The organism is Streptomyces sp. NPDC005485, from assembly GCF_040606085.1.
Taxonomy (GTDB): Bacteria; Actinomycetota; Actinomycetes; order Streptomycetales; family Streptomycetaceae; genus Streptomyces.
The window spans coordinates 1-19,608 of the sequence record NZ_JBEXDZ010000173.1; the positions used below are offsets into that span (position 1 = coordinate 1).

Sequence of the window (19,608 nt, forward strand, 5' to 3'; positions counted from 1 at the left end):
CACCGAAGAGGTCACTGGTTCGAACCCAGTATCGCCCACGTTGTCGATGGCGACCCATGTCCACGGAAAGCGTGGACATGGGTCGCCATCGTCGTTTCTGCGCGGCTTCGCCGCGCGCTGCGGGGGCTCCCGCCACCCGCACCCCCTGCGGCGCGGGGGCGGGGGCTTCTGGGCTGCTGGGCCGGGGAGATCCGGGGCTGAGGTGGGCTGGGGGGTGTGACCGCGAGCGTGTCGCTCCAAGGGGCCCTTGCTCGGCCGTGGCGGCCACAGGGCTGAGGTGGTGCGTGCTCGCGTCGCTCGTGAGTGCCGACAAGTGGCCTGTACGGCCGCTGGCGACGTCTTGCCTGGCCGACGCCTGTGGCTGCGGCTGTGTGCCGGTGACCAGTACGGGCTTATGGCGGCTGTGGGCGGCGCTCGCGGCTGGTGAACGGTGGCGTACGCGCTGTCGCCTGTCGCCGGTAGTGGCCCCCGTGGTGGGCGCACGTGGCATGTGCACTGCGGCCGGGGGGCCGTTGACCGCTAAAGACTGCGGGCGGCTGTGGCTCGCCTGACTGGTGCTTGTGGCCTGTGAACAGAGGTCTCTGTGCTGCTTGCCGTGGCGTGGGTTGTCGTTGGTCGTGGAGCCTGCCTGGTCGCGTGCGTGGCTTGCCGGCGGCGGCTTGTGGACGGTGCGGTCTGTGCGCCGTTGACCTGCCTGGGCTGGCAGCGGCTGTGGCCCTCGTGGCCGGGTCTGGCGGCCTGCGGCGAGGGCCTTGATGCGGCGACCGTCGCACGCGCTGCCCCTGACAGTGGCCTGTGTGGCCCGCGCCGCGGCCCGTGTGGCCCCGCCGCGGCCCGCGGGCGACAACCCACGTTTCGGCGACCATCGCACGCGCGGCCGCCGACATCAGCCCTGTGCCCGGCGCCTGTGCCCAGCCGACGGCAATCCGCGGCTCATGCGACGGCGGCTCGCGGTCTGCGCGGAGCAGCCCGCCTGGCCGGCGCCCACGGCGTCCGGCTGCCGCTGACAGCACTCCGACCGCCGCCAACAGCAGCTCTCCGGAGGTCCGGTGACGTCCCGCCAGGTGACGTGGAAGTCCAGACGATGCCAGCCCGGATGAGGTCCCGTCCAAGAAAGGTCTCTGCATCGCCACGGTGCCATCTGCCCTGGTCGACGCGTTGTGCCCGGTGTCACCGACCCCGCGGACGGCGCTGTCCCCGAAGCCGCGCGAAGTCCCGGACTCCGTATGGCTACATCACGAGGTGGGACACGACTCGCCCGCGCCGCAGTCATCGGAAGCCCTCACGACCGCCGGCCACCGAACGCCCATCGGCTACCACCAACAGCCGGTCGCGACCCGCGCCTTCCCGCCAACGGCAGCTCACGCAAACGCCAACCACAGCCCCGCACCCTCCGCTCGGAGCTCCCGCCCCGCGGTCCCCGCCCTCATCCCCGCACCCTCCGCTCCGAGCTCCCGCCCCGCGGTCCCCGCCCTCATCCCCGTCCAAGCCGCACCCATCACTCTCAGTCCCCGCCCGCCCCCGCCGCCCCCCGTCCCCCCGACTCAGCGCCCCGGAACCAGAGTTGTTTTCGGCCCCTTCGTTTTTCTCCACGACCTGCCGCGAGGCGTTCGACAGGTCGGCCATAGGTGCGGGACCTGCACAGTCGTGCCAACGTGCCGCCGTCACACGCCCGTTCGCGGCGTCGCGGAGCAGGATCGCATCCCATCAATTCCTGTCCGAATCATTGACGAGCCCGGAGGGCCTCCGTACCTTGTGCCAGCAAGCGCTTACTTGAAACGATTCATGACGGCGACCGCAACGTCGCGGGAGGGGCCCGACTATGCAGAAGAACGGGAATGTCGAGAGGCGCACGATCCTCAAGGCGGCCGGTGCGTCGGTGGCCGCGTTGGGGCTGGCCACGACGACGGCCTGTGGTGGGGACGGAGCGGGCTCGGGGGATGGCACGGTTACCATCCGTTACGCCTGGTGGGGCGCGGACGACCGGGCCAAGCGGATCAACCAGACCATCGCGCTCTTCGAGAAGAAGTACCCGAAGATCAAGGTGAAAACGGACTTCCAGCCCTATGGCGACTTCTGGAAGAAGTTCAACACCCAGGCCTCCGGCGGAAATCCGCCGGACGTATTCCAGAATGCCATCGGATTCCTGCGCAAGTACGATGCGAAGAATGTCCTGCTCGATCTCAGTGAGCAGGTCAAGGCGGGCAATCTCTCGATGGACGGATTCCGGGCCGGACTTGAGAAGTTCGGCGAAGTCGACGGGAAACTCCTCGGTGTTCCGGTCGGCTCCAACTCGATGGCCCTGGTGATCGACAAGCCCGTGTACACCAAGGCGGGCGTGACGCCGAAGCAGGGCTGGACCTGGGACGACTTCGACGCGGCGATGAAGAAGATCCGCGACAAGGCGGGCCGCGCCGGCGACAGCGGAATGTACGGCGTCATGTACCTCTACGACCTGTACCTCCGTCAGAACGGCAAGGCGTTCTTCACGGACAAGGGACTCGGTTTCACCGAGGCGGATCTCAAGGACTGGTGGACCAAGGCGAAGAAGGGCCTGGAGTCGGGCATCTACGCCAACGCGAAGAAGGTCGCTCAGGTCAAGCCCAAGTCCGCCGTCTCCGCCGAACTCGCGGCGGGCGAGTTCACCTGGGACAACTTCACCGTGCGCTACACCGCGGAGGGCAAGAGCGAGTACGGCCTCGCCCCGATCCCCACCACGGACGGCAAGCACACGGGCCAGTACCTCGGTTCGCTGATGCTCAGCGCCTCCAGGCGCACCCAGCACCCCAAGGAAGTCGCCCAGTTCATCAGCTTCATGACGCACGACCCCGAAGTCGCCAAGATCATGGGCTACGACCGCGGTGTGCCGGCCACGCAGGCGCAGTACGACGCCTACAAGCCGACCGACGAGATCGGCAAGGGCATCGCCGCCTACGAGGAGTCCCTCGTCAAGGCGGGCGTCCTGGAGACGATCACCCCGCACCCGAACGGCGCCGACATCTGCGAGGCCGCGTTCCTGCGCATCGCCGAGGAACTCGCCCTGGGCACACGGTCGGTGGACGACGCCGTCAAGCAGTTCTTCACCGAGTCGAAGACGGCTCTCGGCACCTGATGGGATCCACCGTGACACACGCCCCTGCGACGGAGGCCCTGGCCAAGGGCTCCGAGCCGCGGCACGGTCCGGTGAACCCCGTGCGCCCCGCCGCCCTCAAGCGGCGGGGCCGCCGGGAGAACCTGGCCGGCTATCTCTTCATGTCCCCCTGGATCGCCGGGTTCCTGCTGCTCACCGCGGGCCCGATGATCGCCTCGCTCTACTTCGCGTTCACCGACTACAACCTGTTCGACGCCCCCAAGTGGATCGGTCTCGACAACTTCTCCGAGATGTTCCACGACCCGCGCTGGCGCCACTCGGTGCAGGTGACGATGTGGTACGTCGTCGTCGGGACGCCCCTCAAACTGATCGCGGCGCTCGGTGTGGCGCTGCTGCTGGCCCAGAAGCGGCGCGGACAGGCCTTCTACCGGGCCGCGTTCTACGCGCCCTCGCTGATCGGAGCGAGCGTCTCCGTCGCCATCGTCTGGAAGGCGATCTTCTCGGACGACGCGATCGTGGACCGTACGCAGAAGGTCTTCGGAGTGCACGCGGGCGGCTGGACAGGCGACCCGAATCTGATCATCTACAGCCTGGTGGCGCTCACGGTCTGGCAGTTCGGCGCCCCCATGGTCATCTTCCTCGCCGGCCTCAAGCAGGTGCCGCGCGAGCTGTACGAGGCCGCCGAGGTCGACGGGGCGGGCAAGCTGCGCCGGTTCTGGAACATCACCCTGCCGATGATCTCGCCGGTGCTTTTCTTCAACGTCCTCCTTGAGACCATCCATTCCTTCCAGATCTTCAGCTCGGCCTACATCGTCGGCGGCGGCGCCGGCAGCAACGCCTGTGGTCCGGCCGACGGTTCGATGGTCTACACCTGCTACCTCTACGTCCAGGGCTTCGAGAACAGCCGGATGGGCCTGGCCTCCGCCATGGCCTGGCTGCTGCTGATCGCGGTCGCGCTGGTGACGGCGGTGCTGTTCTGGTCCCAGAAGCGCTGGGTGCACTATGAGGAGGGCGCCTGATGAGCGCGCAGGTCACAGACGTCAGGCCGGCTCAGGGTCCGTCCGCGAAGGCGGGCAACTTCCGGCGCAGGCTGCCCGGTTCGCTCACCTGGCACCTCGGGTCCCTCGCGATCCTCGCGGTCATCCTCTACCCGGTGATCTGGGTCGTCGGCGGCTCCTTCAAGAAGAGCGAGGACATCGTCGGCAGCCTGGATCTCTTCCCCGGCTCGCCGGTCACCTCGAACTACAAGCGCCTCACCGAGGGCATCGCGGACATCCCGATCTCCACCTTCTTCTACAACTCGCTCTTCCTCGCGGTCGGTTCGGTGATCGGGATCGTCCTGTCCTGCTCGCTGACGGCGTACGCCTTCGCCAAGATCAGGTTCGCGGGCCGGAATCTGCTGTTCACGCTGATGATCGGCACGTTGCTGCTGCCGTACCACGTGCTGCTGATCCCGCAGTACGTGCTGTTCCGCAACATGAACATGATCAACACGTACACCCCGCTCCTGCTGGGCAAGTACCTCGCCACGGAGGCGTTCTTCGTCTTCCTGATGATGCAGTTCATGCGCAACCTGCCGAAGGAACTCGACGAGGCGGCCCGCCTCGACGGCTGCGGACATCTGCGCATCTACTGGTCGATCGTGCTCCCGCTGTGCCGACCGGCCCTGATCACCAGCGCGATCTTCACCTTCATCAACTCCTGGAACGACTTCATGGGCCCGCTGATCTACCTCAACGAGCCCGAAAAGTACACGGTCTCGCTGGGCCTGAAGATGTTCGTCGACCAGGAAGGTGTGGCCGACTACGGCGGCATGATCGCCATGTCGCTCGTCGCGCTGCTGCCGGTGCTCGCCTTCTTCCTGGCGTTCCAGCGGTACCTGATCGACGGCATGGCCACTTCGGGACTGAAGGGCTGAGGCGCGCGATGAGCCAGGCATCCCAGGCATCCGGGATATCGGTCAAGGCGCGCCGTGCGCCGCGGGAATCCGTGTTCGCCGAGAGGTTCGCGCTGTTCGCGGAGTGTCTGCTGACCGGCGTGTGGATCGCGCTCGCCGCGCTGCCGCTGGTCACGTATCCCGCCGCGTTCGCCGCCGGAGCCCGCCATCTGAAGCGGTGTACGGCCCATGAGGGCGGCGGCCTGCGGGAGTTCGTCGCGGACTTCCGGTTGGCCGTGCGCGGCGGCTGGATCGCCGGGCTCGCCGGCTGGGGCGCCGCGCTCGCGGTCGCCGTGGACGTCCAGGCCGTGCGCGCCGGGCTTCCGGGCGGACCGTTCGTCGGTGCCGTCGGCGTCCTCGCGCTGATCGGCCTCGGTGTCGCCGGGCTGCGCGCGGCGGCGTCCTGGGAGCCCGGCGCACGGTGGCGGGCGCTGCTCGCGGACGCCGGACGCCGGACCGTCCTCGACCCCGCCGGATCGTTCCTGCTCATCGGTGGACTGGCCGTCGTGGTCTGCTCCACCTGGTTCGCCCTACCGCTGGCGGTCCCCGTCCTCGGGGCCGTCGCGGCCGCGGCCGTCGCCGTCGAGGAGCGATACCGGCGCCGCTGACGCACCACCCCGCACCGCAAGGTCGGCGCCCCCGGGCGCCGCACCTCTCTCTGTCATGCCCCTGACTTCCCCGCACGGAAAGGAAAGGCTGAGCTCTCATGTCTCCCATTCCCCGCAGGTCCCTTCTCAAGGCAGCTGCCGCCGCCGGAGCCGCCGCCCAGTTCAGCTGGGCGCTGGGGAGCAGCAGCGCCGAGGCTGCCCCGAGAGCCGAGGCCGCCGCCGCGGACCCGGTGACGCTGGACTGGCTGGAGGACGGCGGGCTCGGCGCCGCCCCCGGCTCGACTGTCGGCGTGCCCTGGCCCAAGGGTGCGTACCAGGAGGACCAGACGTTCGCGCTCACGGACGCGGACGGCAAGGCCGTGCCCGTGCAGTCCTGGCCGATCGCTTACTGGCCCGACGGCTCCCTCAAGTGGACGGCGCACGCGGTCAGTTCGGGCTCCGGCAAGCTCACCCTCGCAGCCGGCTCGTCCAGCGCGCCCGAGAAGAAGGTGACCGTCGACAAGAGCGGCGGCACCATCGACATATCGACCGGCGTCATCACGGCGAAGATCGGCAAGAGCGGCACGACGCTGGTGAAGTCCGTCGTACGCGGCTCCACGGAGATCGCCAAGAACGGCCGGCTGGTGCTGATCCGGCAGCCGGAGATCGAGGACGAGGACCAGGGCGCCGAGAAGTTCGAGCGCTTCGAGAGCGCCATCGACAAGGTCACCGTCGAGCAGGACGGACCGGTCCGCGCCGTCGTCCGTATCGACGGCAAGCACCGCAAGGGCGCCCGCAGTTGGCTGCCCTTCTCGATCCGTCTCTATTTCTACGCGGGCGCCGACTCCTTCCGGATGGTGCACACCATCACGTACGACGGCACGCAGGAACCCGGCAGGACCAGCGGCGACTTCATCCGCGGGCTCGGCGTGCGCTTCACCGTGCCGATGCGCGACGCCGCGTACGACCGGCACATCCGCATCGGCGGCGAGGGCACCGGTCTGCTGCGCGAGGCCGTCAAGGGCATCACCGGGCTGCGCCGTGACCCGGGCGCCGCAGTGCAGGCGGCCCAGTTCGCGGGAGAGAAGCTGCCCGACCCGTCCACCTGGGACCAGCGGGTGACGACGCGGCTGCAGTACATCCCCGAGTGGGGCGACTACACGCTCTCCCAGCTCTCCGCCGACGGCTTCGCGCTGCGCAAGCGCACCAAGAAGGGCTACGGCTGGATCGGCGCGGGCGGCGGCGGGCGGGCGTCCGGATTCGGCTACGTCGGCGGTCCGAGCGGTGGATTCTCCTTCGGCCTCAGGGACTTCTGGGAGAAGTACCCCGCCCAGCTCGACATCCGCGACGCCCAGACCGACGAGGCCGAGGTCACCCTCTGGCTCTGGTCGCCCGAGGCGAAGCCCATGGACCTGCGCTTCTACCACGACGGCATGGACCAGGACACCTACGCCGAACAGCTCGAAGGCCTCAACATCACCTACGAGGACTACGAACCCGAGTTCGGCACGCCCTACGGCATCGCCCGCACCTCCGAACTCCTCTTCTGGGCCAACGAGTCGACGCCCGCTCCCGAGAAGCTCGCCGAGCAGGTCCAGGCGGTCCGGACCCTTCCGCAGCTCGCCGCGCCGCCCAAGCACCTCATCAAGGCCAAGGTCTTCGGCGGCCTCTTCTCCGAGCCCGACCGTTCCACCGCCGCCAAGGCGAAGATCGAGGACCACCTCGACTTCCTCTTCACCTACTACAAGGACCAGGTGGAGCAGCGCCGTTGGTACGGCTTCTGGGACTACGGCGACTTCATGCACACGTACGACACCGTGCGCCACCAATGGCGTTACGACGTCGGCGGCTATGCCTGGGACAACTCCGAACTGTCGCCGGACATCTGGCTCTGGATGGCGTATCTGCGCTCGGGCCGCTCGGACATCTTCCGCTTCGCGGAGGCGCTGACCCGGCACACCGGCGAGGTCGACGTCTACCACCTCGGCAAGTGGGCGGGCCTCGGCACCCGGCACGGCGTGCAGCACTTCGCCGACAGTGCCAAGCAGCAGCGCATCGCCAACACCACCTATCGCCGCTACTACTACTTCCTCACCGCCGACGAACGCGTCGGCGACCTCATGCACGCCAACGTCGACTCCGACGAGACGTTCCTCGTCCTCGACCCGCTGCGCAAGGTGCGCACCGACCCCTACACCCCCGACCGGCACGCCCTGTCGATCGGCTTCGGCACGGACTGGAGCGGTCTGGTGTCGGCATGGCTGACCGAGTGGGAACGCAAGGGTCCCAAGTGGGAGAAGGCCAAAGCGCGCGTGCTGTCGACGATGGAGGGCATCGCCGCCCAGCCCAACGGCTTCGTGCAGGGCAGCGGCCTGTACGACCTCGACACCGGCAAGTTCGCCGTCGCGCCCGCGCCCGTCGTCTCGGTCTCGCACCTCTCGGCGGTCTTCGGCCTCAACGAGCTGTGCGCCGAGCTGATCGACCTGGTCGACGTGCCGAAGTTCAAGGACGTCTACCTCGACTACTGCCGCTACTTCAACGCCACCAAGGCAGAACAGGCGGCACGCTACGGCACCAACTTCGGCACCCTGCTGCTGTTCCAGGGCCACTCGCGCCTGGACGCGTACGCCGCCGTGCAGACCGGTGACGCGACGCTCGCCAAGCGCGCGTGGACGAAGTTCTACAGCTCGGACGGCTACATGGAGTCCTCGCCCTGGAAGACCGAGAAGCTGAGCGGCCCCCTCACCCTGGTGCCGGGCAGCGAGGCCGCCTGGGTCAGCTCCAACGACACCGCCCTGTACGGCCTCGCCGCCATCGAGAACCTGGCTCTGCTGGGGGACAAGATGCCGTAGCCGTACGCCGATTGAGGATGCCCTAGCGCATCCTCCCCAGCACCTCCCGCACTCGCCGCGCGTCACGGATCCGCTGCTCGTAGGTGGCACCCAGCGCGAGCAGCACCAGACCGGCGAGTGCGGGAGGCACCCAGCGCGGCAGCGCGTCGACCACCTGGACGATGTACGGGGCGAGTTCGTGCAGCGCGTCCAGGGCGAGCACCACCGAGCCCACGACGAGCGGTGCCTGCAGCCGGTGGCGGGCACCGACGAGCGTGACCGCGAGCGCCGCCCCGCCGAGCAGCAGCGGCCGCAGCCAGTGGGGGTCGCCCCACGCCGCGAGGAGACTCGGCACCAGCGTGAGCGACAGACCCGCGCCGTACGCAGTCCACGACGAGGCCGGGGTGTCCCTGCGGCGCCTGAGCACGCCCACGAGCAGCGCCGGAACGGTCACGGGAAGCGTGTACGCCTCCGGGGAGCCGACGCCCCAGGACGCCAGACGGACCCAGGTGGCCAGCACGAACAGGGCGGCGGCCGCGTATCCGACGGGCCGCCGGTCCGCTCGCACGGCGGTGGCCGCGGCGAGCACACCGAGCAGAGCCAGGACCAGAGCGAGCATCGGGGGATGGGCGACCGTGAGCGCGACGGCGAGGAGCCCGGCAGCGGCTCCCGTCGCCTCGACGGCCACGGTCGTCACCGGATCGCTAAGGCGCGCCGCCGCGAGCGCCGCTGCCGCCGGCACCACCAGCACGAGGAGCGCGGTGTACCGCGGTTCCCAGCCCAGGGACGCGCCCACGGCGCAGGCGAGCGCGGTGGCGGCGACGAGGGAGGCGGACGCGGCGACCGCTCGGAGGTGCGGCGGGCGCGCGGCGGCCGCGAACAGCACGGTCAGCGCCGTGAGGACGCCGAGGGTCGCCCCCTCGGAGGCCAGGGAGAGGAAGGCGAGGCTGACGGAGCCGAGAAGGGCCAGCAGCACTGGAGCCGCCCGCAGCCCGCTCGGCCGGGCGCACGCCAGAACCGCCACCGTGGTGGCGCCCTGGGCCACCAGCCCTGCTGCGTAAGAGAGTTGGAGGACCGCCGGAAGCGCGAGCGCCGTCGCCCAGGCCAGCGTCAGCGCGCAGGTCAGCGCCTGCGGGCGCCACGCCGCGTCGCGGACCGCCACCACCAGGACACCGGCCACCAGCGCGAGGACGACAGGAGCCAAGGTGGCGTGCGGCGGCCAGGGGACATCCATGGCGACCGCGTCGCGGGCGGTCGCCGGGGCGCCGGACCAGATCCGCCCCGCCCGGCTCACCGGGCCCAGCAGGGCGAGGGCGGCCGCGGGCAGCGCCCACACCACCGCGACGGCCTGCACACAGCCGGAGGCCCCGGCCAGCCCCCGCCGCACCTGCTCGCGCAGGCGAGTGCGCACGAGCGCCAACAGCGCGATCCCGCACACCAGATATCCCAAAACCGTCGAGTCGTCGGGCAGTGCCGAGCGCAGTACGCCGCCGAACGCCGCGACCGTGATCAGACCGCCGGCGAGCGCCGTCCCGGTGGCGGCGTTCGGGTGCGGAGCACGCCACGCGGCCACCAGGGCGATCGCGCCGGCGAAGAGGAGGAGCGCCGCCGCACGGGCGGCGGCGCTCGGGCCGGAGGCTGTCCAGGAGAGCCATCCGGCCGCCAGGGTGCCCCAGCCGCCCATGCCGTACGCGCCGACGACGGCGACGATCCGGACGGACCTCAGGGGCGTGCGGAGCGCGACAGCCGTGTCGAACGCGGCCGTCACCAGCAGCGCGGCCGTCATGGTGCGGTCCCCCGCACCGGCCGCGCCCGCCCACAGGAGCAGCGGGAACTGGGCCGTGACCAGGGCGGCGGGCAACGGCAGCCCCAGCGGGAGCCGAGCGGCCGCGCCGGCCTCCCGCTGCCCGCGCGGCCCGTCCAGTGCGAGCCCGTACCCCGCCCACACCACGGCCAGCGTCGCCGAGGCGGCTGCCGCATAGCCGGAGCCGTCCGTCTCCGCGAACGCGACCTGGTGCAGCGCGTAGACGTCCAGCACCGTCAGTACGAGTCCCAGCCCCGCCAGCGCCTCGGCCGTCGAGCGCAGCCCGCGGCGCAGCAGCGGCACGGGCGCGCCGAGCGCGGCCAGTGTCACCGCGCCGAGCACCAGCGCCCGCCCGGCGATGCCCAGGTGTCCCCAGCTGACCACCGTGAACGCGATCGCGGCGACGGTCAGCAGGACGCCGCCGAGGGCCAGGAGCACGTTCTGGACACCGGGCGCGGTGGTCTCGGACCGGCGCGCGGCGGGGGGCGGCGGCGCCCACACCGGCTGCAGGACCCGCAGCAGCCAGGCACGGCGCTCCAGCAACTGGGCCCGGCGGGCATCCAGTTGTCGCAGCTCGGCATCGAGGAGCCGCAACTCCTCGGCCGGGGGCGGGATGTTCATCATGCTTCGCAGTGTGGTCCCGGTCACGTCCCCCGGCATGAGTGCACGTACTCAGGCCGTACTCAGATACGACACAGGAAGTCTCGTACCGATCTACCGGAAAGGGTGCCGGGGACCGGCACACTCGGCGCATGGACTGGAGCCATTACCGCTTCCGCAGCCTCTGGGAGCTGCCCGCCCCTCCCGCCGCCGTCTACCTGGCCCTGGAACAGGCCGAGGACTACCCCCGCTGGTGGCCTCAGGTGCGCGAGGTGCGGCGCATCGACGACCGCAGCGGCGCCATCCGGATCCGCTCGCTGCTCCCGTACGACATGACGTTCACCGCGCGGGAGGTGCGGCGCGACCCCGCGGCAGGCGTCCTGGAGATCGCCATGACCGGTGACATCGACGGCTGGGCGCGCTGGACCGTCACCGCCGACGGGCCGGGCACCCTCGCCCGCTACGAGCAGGAGGTCGACGTGAGCAAGCCGCTGCTGCGGCGCCTCGCGATGCCGGGACGGCCCCTCTTCCTCGCCAACCACGCGCTGATGATGAGGGCCGGACTGCGCGGACTGCGCGCACACCTGCGGGAGACGGGCCAATCGGTTTGAACGAAACCCGCCGGGACCTGTATGGTTCAGTGCGTTCCCGGGCGATTAGCTCAGTGGGAGAGCGCTTCGTTCACACCGAAGAGGTCACTGGTTCGAACCCAGTATCGCCCACCCGGAGAAAGCCGGTCCGTCACAGACGGACCGGTTTTTCTGTGTTCCCGTCCTCGTGCCCTCACGCCGCCGCGGGCAGGTCCGGCCGCAGGGGCCAGGCCGGATCCACCAGCTCCGGAGTGCCGCTGCGCGCGAACCACGCCTGCAGACCGCGCGCCTGCGCCGCGTGCCACACCGCCTGCAGGGTGTGCAGCTCGGCGGGGGAGAGCCGCTCCAGGCGAGCCGAGAAACGGCGCCCCACCGCGCGTACGACCTCCATCGCGGCCAGTGCGTCCGCGCCCGCGTCGTGCGCGCCCTCCAGCACCACCTCGTAGTGCGCGCACAGATCGGTGAGCGTGCGACGGCCCTTGCGGTAGCGGTCCAGATGCTTGTCGAGGACCCGTGGATCGAGCACCCGCAGCGGCGCCGACGCGAGCCAGTGATCGAGCGAGGAGGCGCGGTGGCGGCGCAACTCCCGGTCCAGGATGGTCAGATCGAACGGCGCGTTCATCACCACCAGCGGCCGGCCCGCCGCCGCCTGTTCGCCCAGCGCCCGGGCTATCTCCTCCATCACCGGCGACGGCCAGCGGCCGTTGCACTGCAGATGTTCGTCCGTCAGCCCGTGCACCGCCGTCGCGCCCGCGGGCACCGGCACTCCCGGGTTCACCAGCCACCGGGTCACCCGCGGACGGGAACCCGGGGCGTCCTGGACCACCACGGCGGCCGACACGATCCGATCGGTCTCGACGTCCACGCCGGTGGTCTCCGTGTCGAACGCGGCCAAGGGGCCTTCGTACCAGCACGTCATACCTACACAACTCCTCGTTCACCCACGGCAGCTGACGCACCGTCTTCTGCCCGTTTGGTGATACCCGGGCTGTTTGCGCCGTACGCCGGAAGGAGACAACAGAGGTACGGGTCTTTGCAGTTCAGGGGCTCGTCGAGGCGATTCATCTGTTCCGGAAGGCTTTTGGTCATGGCGATAGCGCAGCCCGAACGGGGCGGGCTGCTGCCCGAGCGCACGGCACCCCACCGCGGCAGCCTCGCCACCACCGCGTGCATGGAGACACTGCAGGTGGGCTATCTGCACGCCGTCGCCGCGGCCGCGGGATGCTCCCTGTCCCAGCCCTTCCCGGACAACGGCATCGACTGGCACGTCAGCCACAGCGCCCCCGGGCACACGGTCGACGACGAAGTCACCATCAAGGTGCAGCTCAAGTGCACGTACCAGATACCGCCGAACCCCCCAGGCCCTGCCTTCTCCTTCACGCTCGACAACGACCACCTGGCGAAGCTCGCCCGAACCCCGGTCTCGGTGCACAAGATCCTGGTCGTGATGCTCGTCCCCAGATCCCAGGACGAGTGGCTGCGCGCCAGTCACGACCGTCTCGACCTGCGGCACTGCTGCTACTGGACCAACCTCGCCGGACACGCCGTCACCGGCCGGCGCAGGACCACCGTGCGGATACCGACCTCGCGCATCTTCGACGACCGGGCGCTCTGCGAGATCATGACGCGGGTCGGGACGGGAGGCAGACCGTGACGCACCGCCCGATCGACGAGACCCTGCGGTCGGTGCGGCCGCATCCGGCCGACACCGACTGGACCCGGCCGCCCGAGCCCGACCGGGTCGACCCCGCCGTCCTCAGCGCGCTGCTGCACCGGCACGGCTGGCAGCGCCGCGGCGGAGCGGCGGGACGGTACGGCCGCTGGACCCCACCCGGGCCCGGTGGCGGCGGTACGAGCCTGCTCGTACCGGAGAACCGGGCCTTCCCCGACAGCGACGACCTGCTCGGCGAGGCCCTCCTCGCGCTCTCCCGCAGCGGGTCACCCTCCGCACGCGACGTACTGCTCGGGCTCGCCGTGCCCAGCGACGAGGTCCGCTGGTGGCGCGACGTGCCGACGGGACCCGTGGGCGCCGCGCCCTGGACGGCCGAGGAGCAGCTGCGCGCCGCCGCCCGCCAGATGCTGCTCGCCGCCGCGCTGGCCACCCGCGCGCACGCCGGGTACTACGGCGCCCGGCACCGTGGGCCCGCCGCCGCGTCCCTGGACACCGTCCTCGTCGGCGCGGAGCACGGCGGACACCGCCTGACCGCATTCGTGCCCGTCACGACCGGGCGGCCCCTCGCCGTACGGCTCTACCAGGCGCTGTACGCCGCCCGCGAGGCCATCGACTACCAGCGCGCCACCGGGGGCATGGACGCCTTCGACGGAGCCGTCGCGGCGGGCGTCAGCCATGAGCTGACCGAGGCGATCGTCGCCCTCGTCCGCGGCACGGAGGGCGCCCGGATCGCCGTCGAGTGGGCGCCCGCGGCCGGGGTCCCCGAGGGCTGCGCCGCCCCCTCCGAGCCCGTCGAGTTCTCGCCCGGCGACCTGCCCGTCCTGCGCGAGGCGGGGGCCCGCTATCTGCGCGCCGAGCCGTCCGTGCCGGTGCGGATCACCGGAACCGTGGTGCGGATGCGCAGGTCCGGGCCGCGCGGCGAGGGCTCCGTACGGCTGCGGGTGCTCGCCGGAGCCGAGGTCCCGCATGTGCGGATGACCCTCGACGAGGAGGCGTACCGCATCGCCGGGCACGCCCATCTGGTCGGGCTGCCGGTCCGGGTGCTCGGGCGTCTGGAGAGCCGGGGCGGCTTCCGCAGGCTCACCGACGCCTCCGGGGTCGTGCCCGTACAGGTCGACGAGGCCGAACGGGACCGGCTCATGAAGTCGCTCCAGGAGAACCTGGACTTCTTCGAGGAGGCGTGCAGCGGGGACTGACGGAACCGTTTCGCGGAGGGGACCCCGGTCTCGGTAGGATCCGTAGCCTATGGCGCGCGCAATGGACTTTGGGCGCGCGTCCCCCTTCAGGCAGGAGAGACCGGTGTCAGACGTCCGTGTGATCATCCAACGCGATTCCGAGCGGGACGAGCGCGTGGTGACGACGGGCACTACGGCCGCCGAGCTCTTCGCCGGTGAGCGCACCATCGTCGCGGCCCGCGTGGGCGGCGAGCTGAAGGACCTCGCGTACGAGGTGCGCGACGGCGAGACCGTCGAGGCCGTGGAGATCTCCTCCGAGGACGGCCTCGACATCCTGCGCCACTCCACCGCGCACGTCATGGCACAGGCCGTGCAGGAGCTGTTCCCCGAGGCCAAGCTGGGCATCGGCCCGCCGGTCAAGGACGGCTTCTACTACGACTTCGACGTGGAGAAGCCGTTCACGCCCGAGGATCTCAAGGCCATCGAGAAGAAGATGCAGGAGATCCAGAAGCGCGGGCAGCGCTTCTCCCGCCGTGTGGTGACCGACGAGGCGGCCCGCGAGGAGCTGGCGTCGGAGCCGTACAAGCTGGAACTCATCGGCATCAAGGGCTCCGCGTCCACCGACGACGGCGCGAATGTCGAGGTGGGCGGCGGCGAGCTGACCATCTACGACAACCTCGACGCCAAGACCGGCGACCTGTGCTGGAAGGACCTCTGCCGCGGTCCCCACCTGCCCACCACCCGCAACATCCCGGCGTTCAAGCTGATGCGCAACGCCGCCGCGTACTGGCGCGGCAGCGAGAAGAACCCCATGCTCCAGCGCATCTACGGCACCGCCTGGCCCTCCAAGGACGAGCTGAAGGCGCACCTCGACTTCCTCGCCGAGGCCGAGAAGCGCGACCACCGCAAGCTGGGCAACGAGCTGGACCTGTTCTCCATCCCGGACCAGATCGGCTCCGGCCTCGCCGTCTTCCACCCCAAGGGCGGCGTCATCCGCCGGGTCATGGAGGACTACTCGCGGCGCCGCCACGAGGAGGAGGGCTACGAGTTCGTCTACACCCCGCACGCGACGAAGGGGAAGCTCTTCGAGACCTCGGGCCACCTGGACTGGTACGCCGACGGCATGTACCCGCCCATGCAGCTCGACGAGGGCGTGGACTACTACCTCAAGCCCATGAACTGCCCGATGCACAACCTGATCTTCGACGCGCGCGGCCGCTCCTACCGTGAACTGCCGCTGCGCCTCTTCGAGTTCGGCACCGTGTACCGGTACGAGAAGTCGGGCGTCGTGCACGGTCTGACCCGCGCCCGCGGCTTCACCCAGGACGACGCGCACATCTACTGCACCCGCGAGCAGATGGCCGACGAGCTCGACAAGACGCTCACCTTCGTCCTGAACCTGCTGCGCGACTACGGCCTCACGGACTTCTACCTGGAGCTGTCCACCAAGGACCCGGAGAAGTTCGTCGGCTCGGACGAGGTCTGGGAGGAGGCCACCGAGACGCTGCGCCAGGTCGCCGAGAAGCAGGGCCTCCCGCTGGTCCCGGACCCGGGCGGCGCCGCCTTCTACGGCCCGAAGATCTCCGTCCAGACCAAGGACGCGATCGGCCGCACCTGGCAGATGTCGACGGTCCAGCTCGACTTCAACCTGCCGGAGCGCTTCGACCTGGAGTACACCGGCCCGGACGGCTCCAAGCAGCGCCCGGTCATGATCCACCGCGCGCTCTTCGGCTCCATCGAGCGCTTCTTCGCCGTGCTCCTTGAGCACTACGCGGGCGCGTTCCCGGCCTGGCTGGCGCCCGTCCAGGCGCTCGGCATCCCGATCGGCGACGCGCACGTGGAGTACCTGCAGAAGTTCGCCGCCGAGGCGAAGAAGAAGGGGCTGCGCGTCGATGTCGACGCCTCCTCGGACCGCATGCAGAAGAAGATCCGCAACGCGCAGAAGCAGAAGGTGCCCTTCATGGTCATCGCGGGCGACGAGGACATGGCCGCCGGCGCGGTCTCCTTCCGCTACCGCGACGGCTCGCAGGAGAACGGCATCCCGCTCGACGAGGCGATCGCCAAGATCGCGAAGGTCGTCGAGGAGCGCGCGCAGGTCTGACGCGTACCCGAGAGGCCCCCGGAAAGCTCAGCTTCCCGGGGGCCTCTCCTCGTCCTCCTGCTCTGAGAACACCTGAAGCAGCCACGCCGAGAACGACCCGGTGACCGCCCCCAGCAACGCCACCCCGCAGGCCATCAGGCCCACCGCGATCACCCGCCCGAGCGGGGTCACCGGGACCACGTCGCCGTACCCGACCGTCGTGAGCGTGGAGCACGTCCACCACAGCGAGTCGCCGAAGGTGTGGATCGACGCACCCGGGGCCCCGCGCTCCTGCTGGTAGACGGCGAGGGCACCGGCGAAGCCGAGCAGGGACACCGACAGCGTCGCGTACACGATCACGCGCGCGTGCAGGGCGAGACGGGGCTGCCCGTGTCGGCGCTGTACGGCCTCGTAGACCCTGACGATGCGCAGCGGGCGCAGGAGGGGCAGCACCAGCACGAGCGTGTCCAGCCAGTGCGTCCGGACGAAGCGGAGCCGCTGTCCGCTCAACCGCCAGTGCACCGCGTAGTCGACGGCGAACACCGCCCAGGCCGCCAGGATCACCGCGAGACAGAGGTCCTGCCGGGCCTCGGAGAGGTCCGTGGCGAGCACCAGGACCGCGTACATGGCCAGGAAGAGCACCGATGCCACGCCGAGGAGCATCCCGGTGCGCTGCTCCCAGGCGACCTTTCGACTGTCGTCGTCCATCGCCCCAGCTTGGCCGCAGGCGCTTTCGCGCAGGCCCCGGCGACACGCCGCGAACGGGCGAAGCCATATGCTGCACCTCATGACGAGTGAGCCGGAGCAGCAGATCGGAGTCGGGACGCAGGACGCGTTCCAGCGCTTGTGGACGCCCCATCGGATGGCGTACATCCAGGGCGAGAACAAGCCCACCGGCCCGGGGGCCGACGACGGCTGCCCCTTCTGCTCGATCCCGGCCAAGTCGGACGAGGACGGGCTCATCGTGAGGCGCGGCGAGCAGGTGTACGCGGTGCTCAACCTCTACCCGTACAACGGCGGCCACCTCATGGTCGTGCCCTACCGCCATGTCGCCGACTACACGGACCTGACGGGCCCCGAGACCGCCGAGCTCGGCGAGCTGACCAAGCAGGCGATGACCGCCCTGCGCGCCGCCTCGGGCGCGCACGGCTTCAACATCGGCATGAACCAGGGCACGGTCGCGGGCGCCGGAATCGCCGCTCACCTGCACCAGCACATCGTCCCCCGCTGGGGCGGCGACACCAACTTCATGCCGGTGGTCGGCCACACCAAGGTTCTTCCCCAACTCCTCGCGGACACCCGCAAGATGCTGGCGGACGCCTGGTCGGCGAGCGCCTGACTCACACCCCGCGCAGTCGCCGGGCAGGCGCTACGCGTCGTACACATCCGCCTTCCGAGGCGCCGCATCCTGCACCATGTTGCTGAGGAACGACGACCGGGTGCCGAACTTCTCGGTGTTCACGCCGTTCTCTTCGAGCACCTTGATCGCCGCCGCGTGCACCACGCGCAGCACGGGTGTCGCGGCGCGCAGCGCGTCGTCGGCCATGAACCGGTGCCGCCACGGCTTGTCCGCCCAGGCGTGCCGCAGGCCGAACGGCTCGGGGAGCACCAGCGTGCCGCCCAGCCAGTTGAGGAACGGCGGGAACCGGCTGAAGGGGGCGCGGGCCGTGAGCCGTACGACCTCGTCGGCGGTGACCAGCGGGAGCGACACCTTGCGGGTCTCCCAGAACTTGATCGACTTGGCGACTTCCTTCGTCGGCGCCTCGGGCTTGGTCGTGAACAGGGAGTGCACGGGCCCCAGCGCATGGCCGGTGACCTCGATGCGCAGCGTCTCGTGCAGCACGGTCACGGTGATCAGCATGGTGATGACCAACTGGCCGTCCCACAGCGTCCATTGGCAGCCCAGGTAGTGCCGGTCGCCGCCGCCGAACTGCTGCTTGTTGCAGATGTCCTGTATCGCGTGCGACCTGACCGTGTAGGCGTCGACATCGGTGCCGACCGGCCGTGACACCGCCTTCGCGTTCTCGCCGATCGGTGTGACGACCCAGTGCTTGATCGAGGGGGCCGGGAAACCGCCGGTGTTGAGCGGTCCGCGCTCCAGCATGCGGAGCTTGTCGTGGATGGAGCGTATGACGTCCCAGCTGCGGAAGGGGTGGATCTCCTTGCCGGCGTCACGCGGCACCAGGTCCTCGGCGAGCTGCCAGCTGCCCCAGCGGGTGCCCATGCCCAGGATGCCCTTGGGGCCCGCGTAGAAGACGGAGTTGGACTGCTGCTCGGCGCTGAGCCGGGCCAGCGCCTGGCGCAGCCGCTCCGCCGCGGACTCGCCGGGACTGCCCGGCACCGCCTCCGGGATCTTGGCGCCGATGCCGCCGCCGGCCAGCAGGCTGTCCCAGCGCTCGCGCAGGTCCTTCGCCGTGCGCTCGCAGATCTGCTTGGCCCACAGCCATCCGACGACGGGCACGACGACCGCCGCGCGCGCATACCAGGCCCAGAAGCCGGTGAACGGCATCTTGAGGAGGAAAAGCACGGCGAGGGCGCCGACGGCGACCAGCAGCGTGGTGGCGAGGGCGGAGGCCCGCTTGTCCTCGCGCTTGGCGATCTGCGTGCGGATCTGGAAGACCATCAGCCAGACGAGGAGCCCGGGCAGGAACAGCAGTCCGCACAGCACCATCACGGCCGACAGCCAGTTGTCGCGCTCCCGGCGGATGTTGTTGGCCGCCAGGCAGTGCTCCACGATGACCTGGGGCTCGGTGCCGAAGGACTGGATGAGCGGCTTGCGGTCTCCGCCCAGCATCCGGTTGCGCACGGCCACCGAGAACGCCTCACCGAGGTTCGGCTTGAACAGCTTCATCCTGCCGGCCTTGACGGCGGAGACGTGCCACTCGCTGTTGGCCTTGAGTATCTCCTCGACCTCGTTGTCCCGGTAGGCCGCGGAGGCCAGGGCGTACGTCGCCGCCGTCTGCCCCGCGGCGCCCGAGAGCGGCACCTGTGCCCCGGGAGAGAAATCGAATCCGTCGTCCGCCACTGCCGCCCCCATCGCCGCCGTACTCGCCCTTGCGGCTTTTCCCGACTTCCGTGCCCCGCACACCTGTTGATCAGGTCGTCATCTTGATCGCGCGCAACTTGATCAGGTCATCAGCGTATCCGCAGCCACCGACATTCGTCGGGGGGGGGGGCGCGGCGCCCCCCCCCCCCCCCGGGGGGGGGGCGGGGCGGCGACAAAAAGCGCGGCCGCGGCGCGG

The 19,608-nt window shown here is 70.3% G+C and carries 14 protein-coding genes and 1 tRNA gene; 11 read left to right on the top strand and 4 right to left on the bottom strand.

Annotated elements, in window-relative coordinates; translation table 11 throughout:
• Nucleotides 1-1,822: 1,822 nt before the first annotated feature.
• From ABZS97_RS37185 to ABZS97_RS37205, 5 genes are all read left to right on the top strand, one after another.
• Nucleotides 1,823-3,112, top strand: a complete 1,290-nt coding sequence (locus ABZS97_RS37185) for an extracellular solute-binding protein (RefSeq protein ID WP_356145347.1) — start codon at nucleotides 1,823-1,825, stop codon at nucleotides 3,110-3,112.
• Nucleotides 3,112-4,110 carry a sugar ABC transporter permease gene (locus tag ABZS97_RS37190; protein ID WP_356145349.1) on the top strand — a complete coding sequence of 333 codons (999 nt, stop codon included), beginning with the start codon at nucleotides 3,112-3,114 and terminating at the stop codon, nucleotides 4,108-4,110. The genes ABZS97_RS37185 and ABZS97_RS37190 overlap by 1 nt, the downstream gene beginning before the upstream one ends.
• Complete coding sequence (locus ABZS97_RS37195) at nucleotides 4,110-5,009, top strand: carbohydrate ABC transporter permease (protein ID WP_356145351.1); 900 nt, start codon at nucleotides 4,110-4,112, stop codon at nucleotides 5,007-5,009. Before ABZS97_RS37190 ends, ABZS97_RS37195 begins: the two co-directional genes overlap by 1 nt.
• 8 nt (nucleotides 5,010-5,017) lie before the next feature.
• Nucleotides 5,018-5,635, top strand: coding sequence for a hypothetical protein (locus ABZS97_RS37200; protein WP_356145353.1), 618 nt, complete (start codon nucleotides 5,018-5,020; stop codon nucleotides 5,633-5,635).
• A gap of 98 nt (nucleotides 5,636-5,733) precedes the next feature.
• Nucleotides 5,734-8,466, top strand: a complete 2,733-nt coding sequence (locus tag ABZS97_RS37205; protein ID WP_356145356.1) for a Tat pathway signal sequence domain protein — start codon at nucleotides 5,734-5,736, stop codon at nucleotides 8,464-8,466.
• A 22-nt stretch (nucleotides 8,467-8,488) separates the two neighbouring features.
• Here ABZS97_RS37205 and ABZS97_RS37210 read toward each other — a convergent pair whose 3' ends face one another.
• A complete protein-coding gene (locus tag ABZS97_RS37210; RefSeq protein ID WP_356145358.1) occupies nucleotides 8,489-10,909 on the bottom strand; it encodes a hypothetical protein in 2,421 nt (806 codons plus the stop codon).
• A gap of 92 nt (nucleotides 10,910-11,001) precedes the next feature.
• On the opposite strand from ABZS97_RS37210, the gene ABZS97_RS37215 reads away from it, so the two are divergent.
• Complete coding sequence (locus ABZS97_RS37215; RefSeq protein ID WP_356145360.1) at nucleotides 11,002-11,460, top strand: SRPBCC family protein; 459 nt, start codon at nucleotides 11,002-11,004, stop codon at nucleotides 11,458-11,460.
• A 39-nt stretch (nucleotides 11,461-11,499) separates the two neighbouring features.
• Nucleotides 11,500-11,571, top strand: a tRNA-Val gene (locus ABZS97_RS37220).
• Nucleotides 11,572-11,632: 61 nt separating this feature from the next.
• Here the strand turns inward: ABZS97_RS37220 and ABZS97_RS37225 are convergent.
• On the bottom strand, nucleotides 11,633-12,358 hold the full coding sequence (locus tag ABZS97_RS37225) for a 3'-5' exonuclease (protein ID WP_356145362.1): 726 nt from the start codon (nucleotides 12,356-12,358) through the stop codon (nucleotides 11,633-11,635).
• A gap of 168 nt (nucleotides 12,359-12,526) precedes the next feature.
• Here ABZS97_RS37225 and ABZS97_RS37230 point away from each other — a divergent pair, with 168 nt between their 5' ends.
• From ABZS97_RS37230 to thrS, 3 genes are all read left to right on the top strand, one after another.
• On the top strand, nucleotides 12,527-13,093 hold the full coding sequence (locus tag ABZS97_RS37230; RefSeq protein WP_356145364.1) for a DUF4365 domain-containing protein: 567 nt from the start codon (nucleotides 12,527-12,529) through the stop codon (nucleotides 13,091-13,093).
• Complete coding sequence (locus tag ABZS97_RS37235) at nucleotides 13,090-14,307, top strand: hypothetical protein (RefSeq protein ID WP_356145366.1); 1,218 nt, start codon at nucleotides 13,090-13,092, stop codon at nucleotides 14,305-14,307. The genes ABZS97_RS37230 and ABZS97_RS37235 overlap by 4 nt, the downstream gene beginning before the upstream one ends.
• 103 nt (nucleotides 14,308-14,410) lie before the next feature.
• Entirely contained in the window at nucleotides 14,411-16,387 is a 1,977-nt protein-coding gene (gene thrS, locus ABZS97_RS37240) for a threonine--tRNA ligase (protein WP_356145368.1), read from the top strand.
• 27 nt (nucleotides 16,388-16,414) lie between these two features.
• Here the strand turns inward: thrS and ABZS97_RS37245 are convergent, their stop codons facing one another.
• Complete coding sequence (locus ABZS97_RS37245) at nucleotides 16,415-17,074, bottom strand: ion channel (protein WP_356145371.1); 660 nt, start codon at nucleotides 17,072-17,074, stop codon at nucleotides 16,415-16,417.
• Between the two features lie 67 nt (nucleotides 17,075-17,141).
• On the opposite strand from ABZS97_RS37245, the gene ABZS97_RS37250 reads away from it, so the two are divergent.
• Nucleotides 17,142-17,705 (top strand): HIT domain-containing protein, encoded by a 564-nt coding sequence (locus tag ABZS97_RS37250; RefSeq protein ID WP_356145373.1) that lies wholly within the window; start codon nucleotides 17,142-17,144, stop codon nucleotides 17,703-17,705.
• 30 nt (nucleotides 17,706-17,735) lie between these two features.
• On the opposite strand, the gene ABZS97_RS37255 is transcribed toward ABZS97_RS37250, so the two are convergent.
• Entirely contained in the window at nucleotides 17,736-19,403 is a 1,668-nt protein-coding gene (locus ABZS97_RS37255; RefSeq protein ID WP_356145374.1) for a hypothetical protein, read from the bottom strand.
• Between the last annotated feature and the right edge of the window lie 205 nt (nucleotides 19,404-19,608).

Excerpts from the sequence above, each read along its gene's own strand:
- ABZS97_RS37205 (WP_356145356.1), top strand. The coding sequence starts at position 5,734 with ATGTCTCCCATTCCCCGCAGGTCCCTTCTCAAGGCAGCTGCCGCCGCC.
- ABZS97_RS37185 (WP_356145347.1), top strand. The coding sequence starts at position 1,823 with ATGCAGAAGAACGGGAATGTCGAGAGGCGCACGATCCTCAAGGCGGCC.
- ABZS97_RS37245 (WP_356145371.1), bottom strand. The coding sequence starts at position 17,074 with ATGGACGACGACAGTCGAAAGGTCGCCTGGGAGCAGCGCACCGGGATG.
- ABZS97_RS37200 (WP_356145353.1), top strand. The coding sequence starts at position 5,018 with ATGAGCCAGGCATCCCAGGCATCCGGGATATCGGTCAAGGCGCGCCGT.
- ABZS97_RS37250 (WP_356145373.1), top strand. The coding sequence starts at position 17,142 with ATGCTGCACCTCATGACGAGTGAGCCGGAGCAGCAGATCGGAGTCGGG.
- ABZS97_RS37210 (WP_356145358.1), bottom strand. The coding sequence starts at position 10,909 with ATGCCGGGGGACGTGACCGGGACCACACTGCGAAGCATGATGAACATC.
- ABZS97_RS37215 (WP_356145360.1), top strand. The coding sequence starts at position 11,002 with ATGGACTGGAGCCATTACCGCTTCCGCAGCCTCTGGGAGCTGCCCGCC.
- ABZS97_RS37195 (WP_356145351.1), top strand. The coding sequence starts at position 4,110 with ATGAGCGCGCAGGTCACAGACGTCAGGCCGGCTCAGGGTCCGTCCGCG.
- ABZS97_RS37225 (WP_356145362.1), bottom strand. The coding sequence starts at position 12,358 with ATGACGTGCTGGTACGAAGGCCCCTTGGCCGCGTTCGACACGGAGACC.
- ABZS97_RS37190 (WP_356145349.1), top strand. The coding sequence starts at position 3,112 with ATGGGATCCACCGTGACACACGCCCCTGCGACGGAGGCCCTGGCCAAG.
- ABZS97_RS37255 (WP_356145374.1), bottom strand. The coding sequence starts at position 19,403 with ATGGGGGCGGCAGTGGCGGACGACGGATTCGATTTCTCTCCCGGGGCA.
- ABZS97_RS37230 (WP_356145364.1), top strand. The coding sequence starts at position 12,527 with ATGGCGATAGCGCAGCCCGAACGGGGCGGGCTGCTGCCCGAGCGCACG.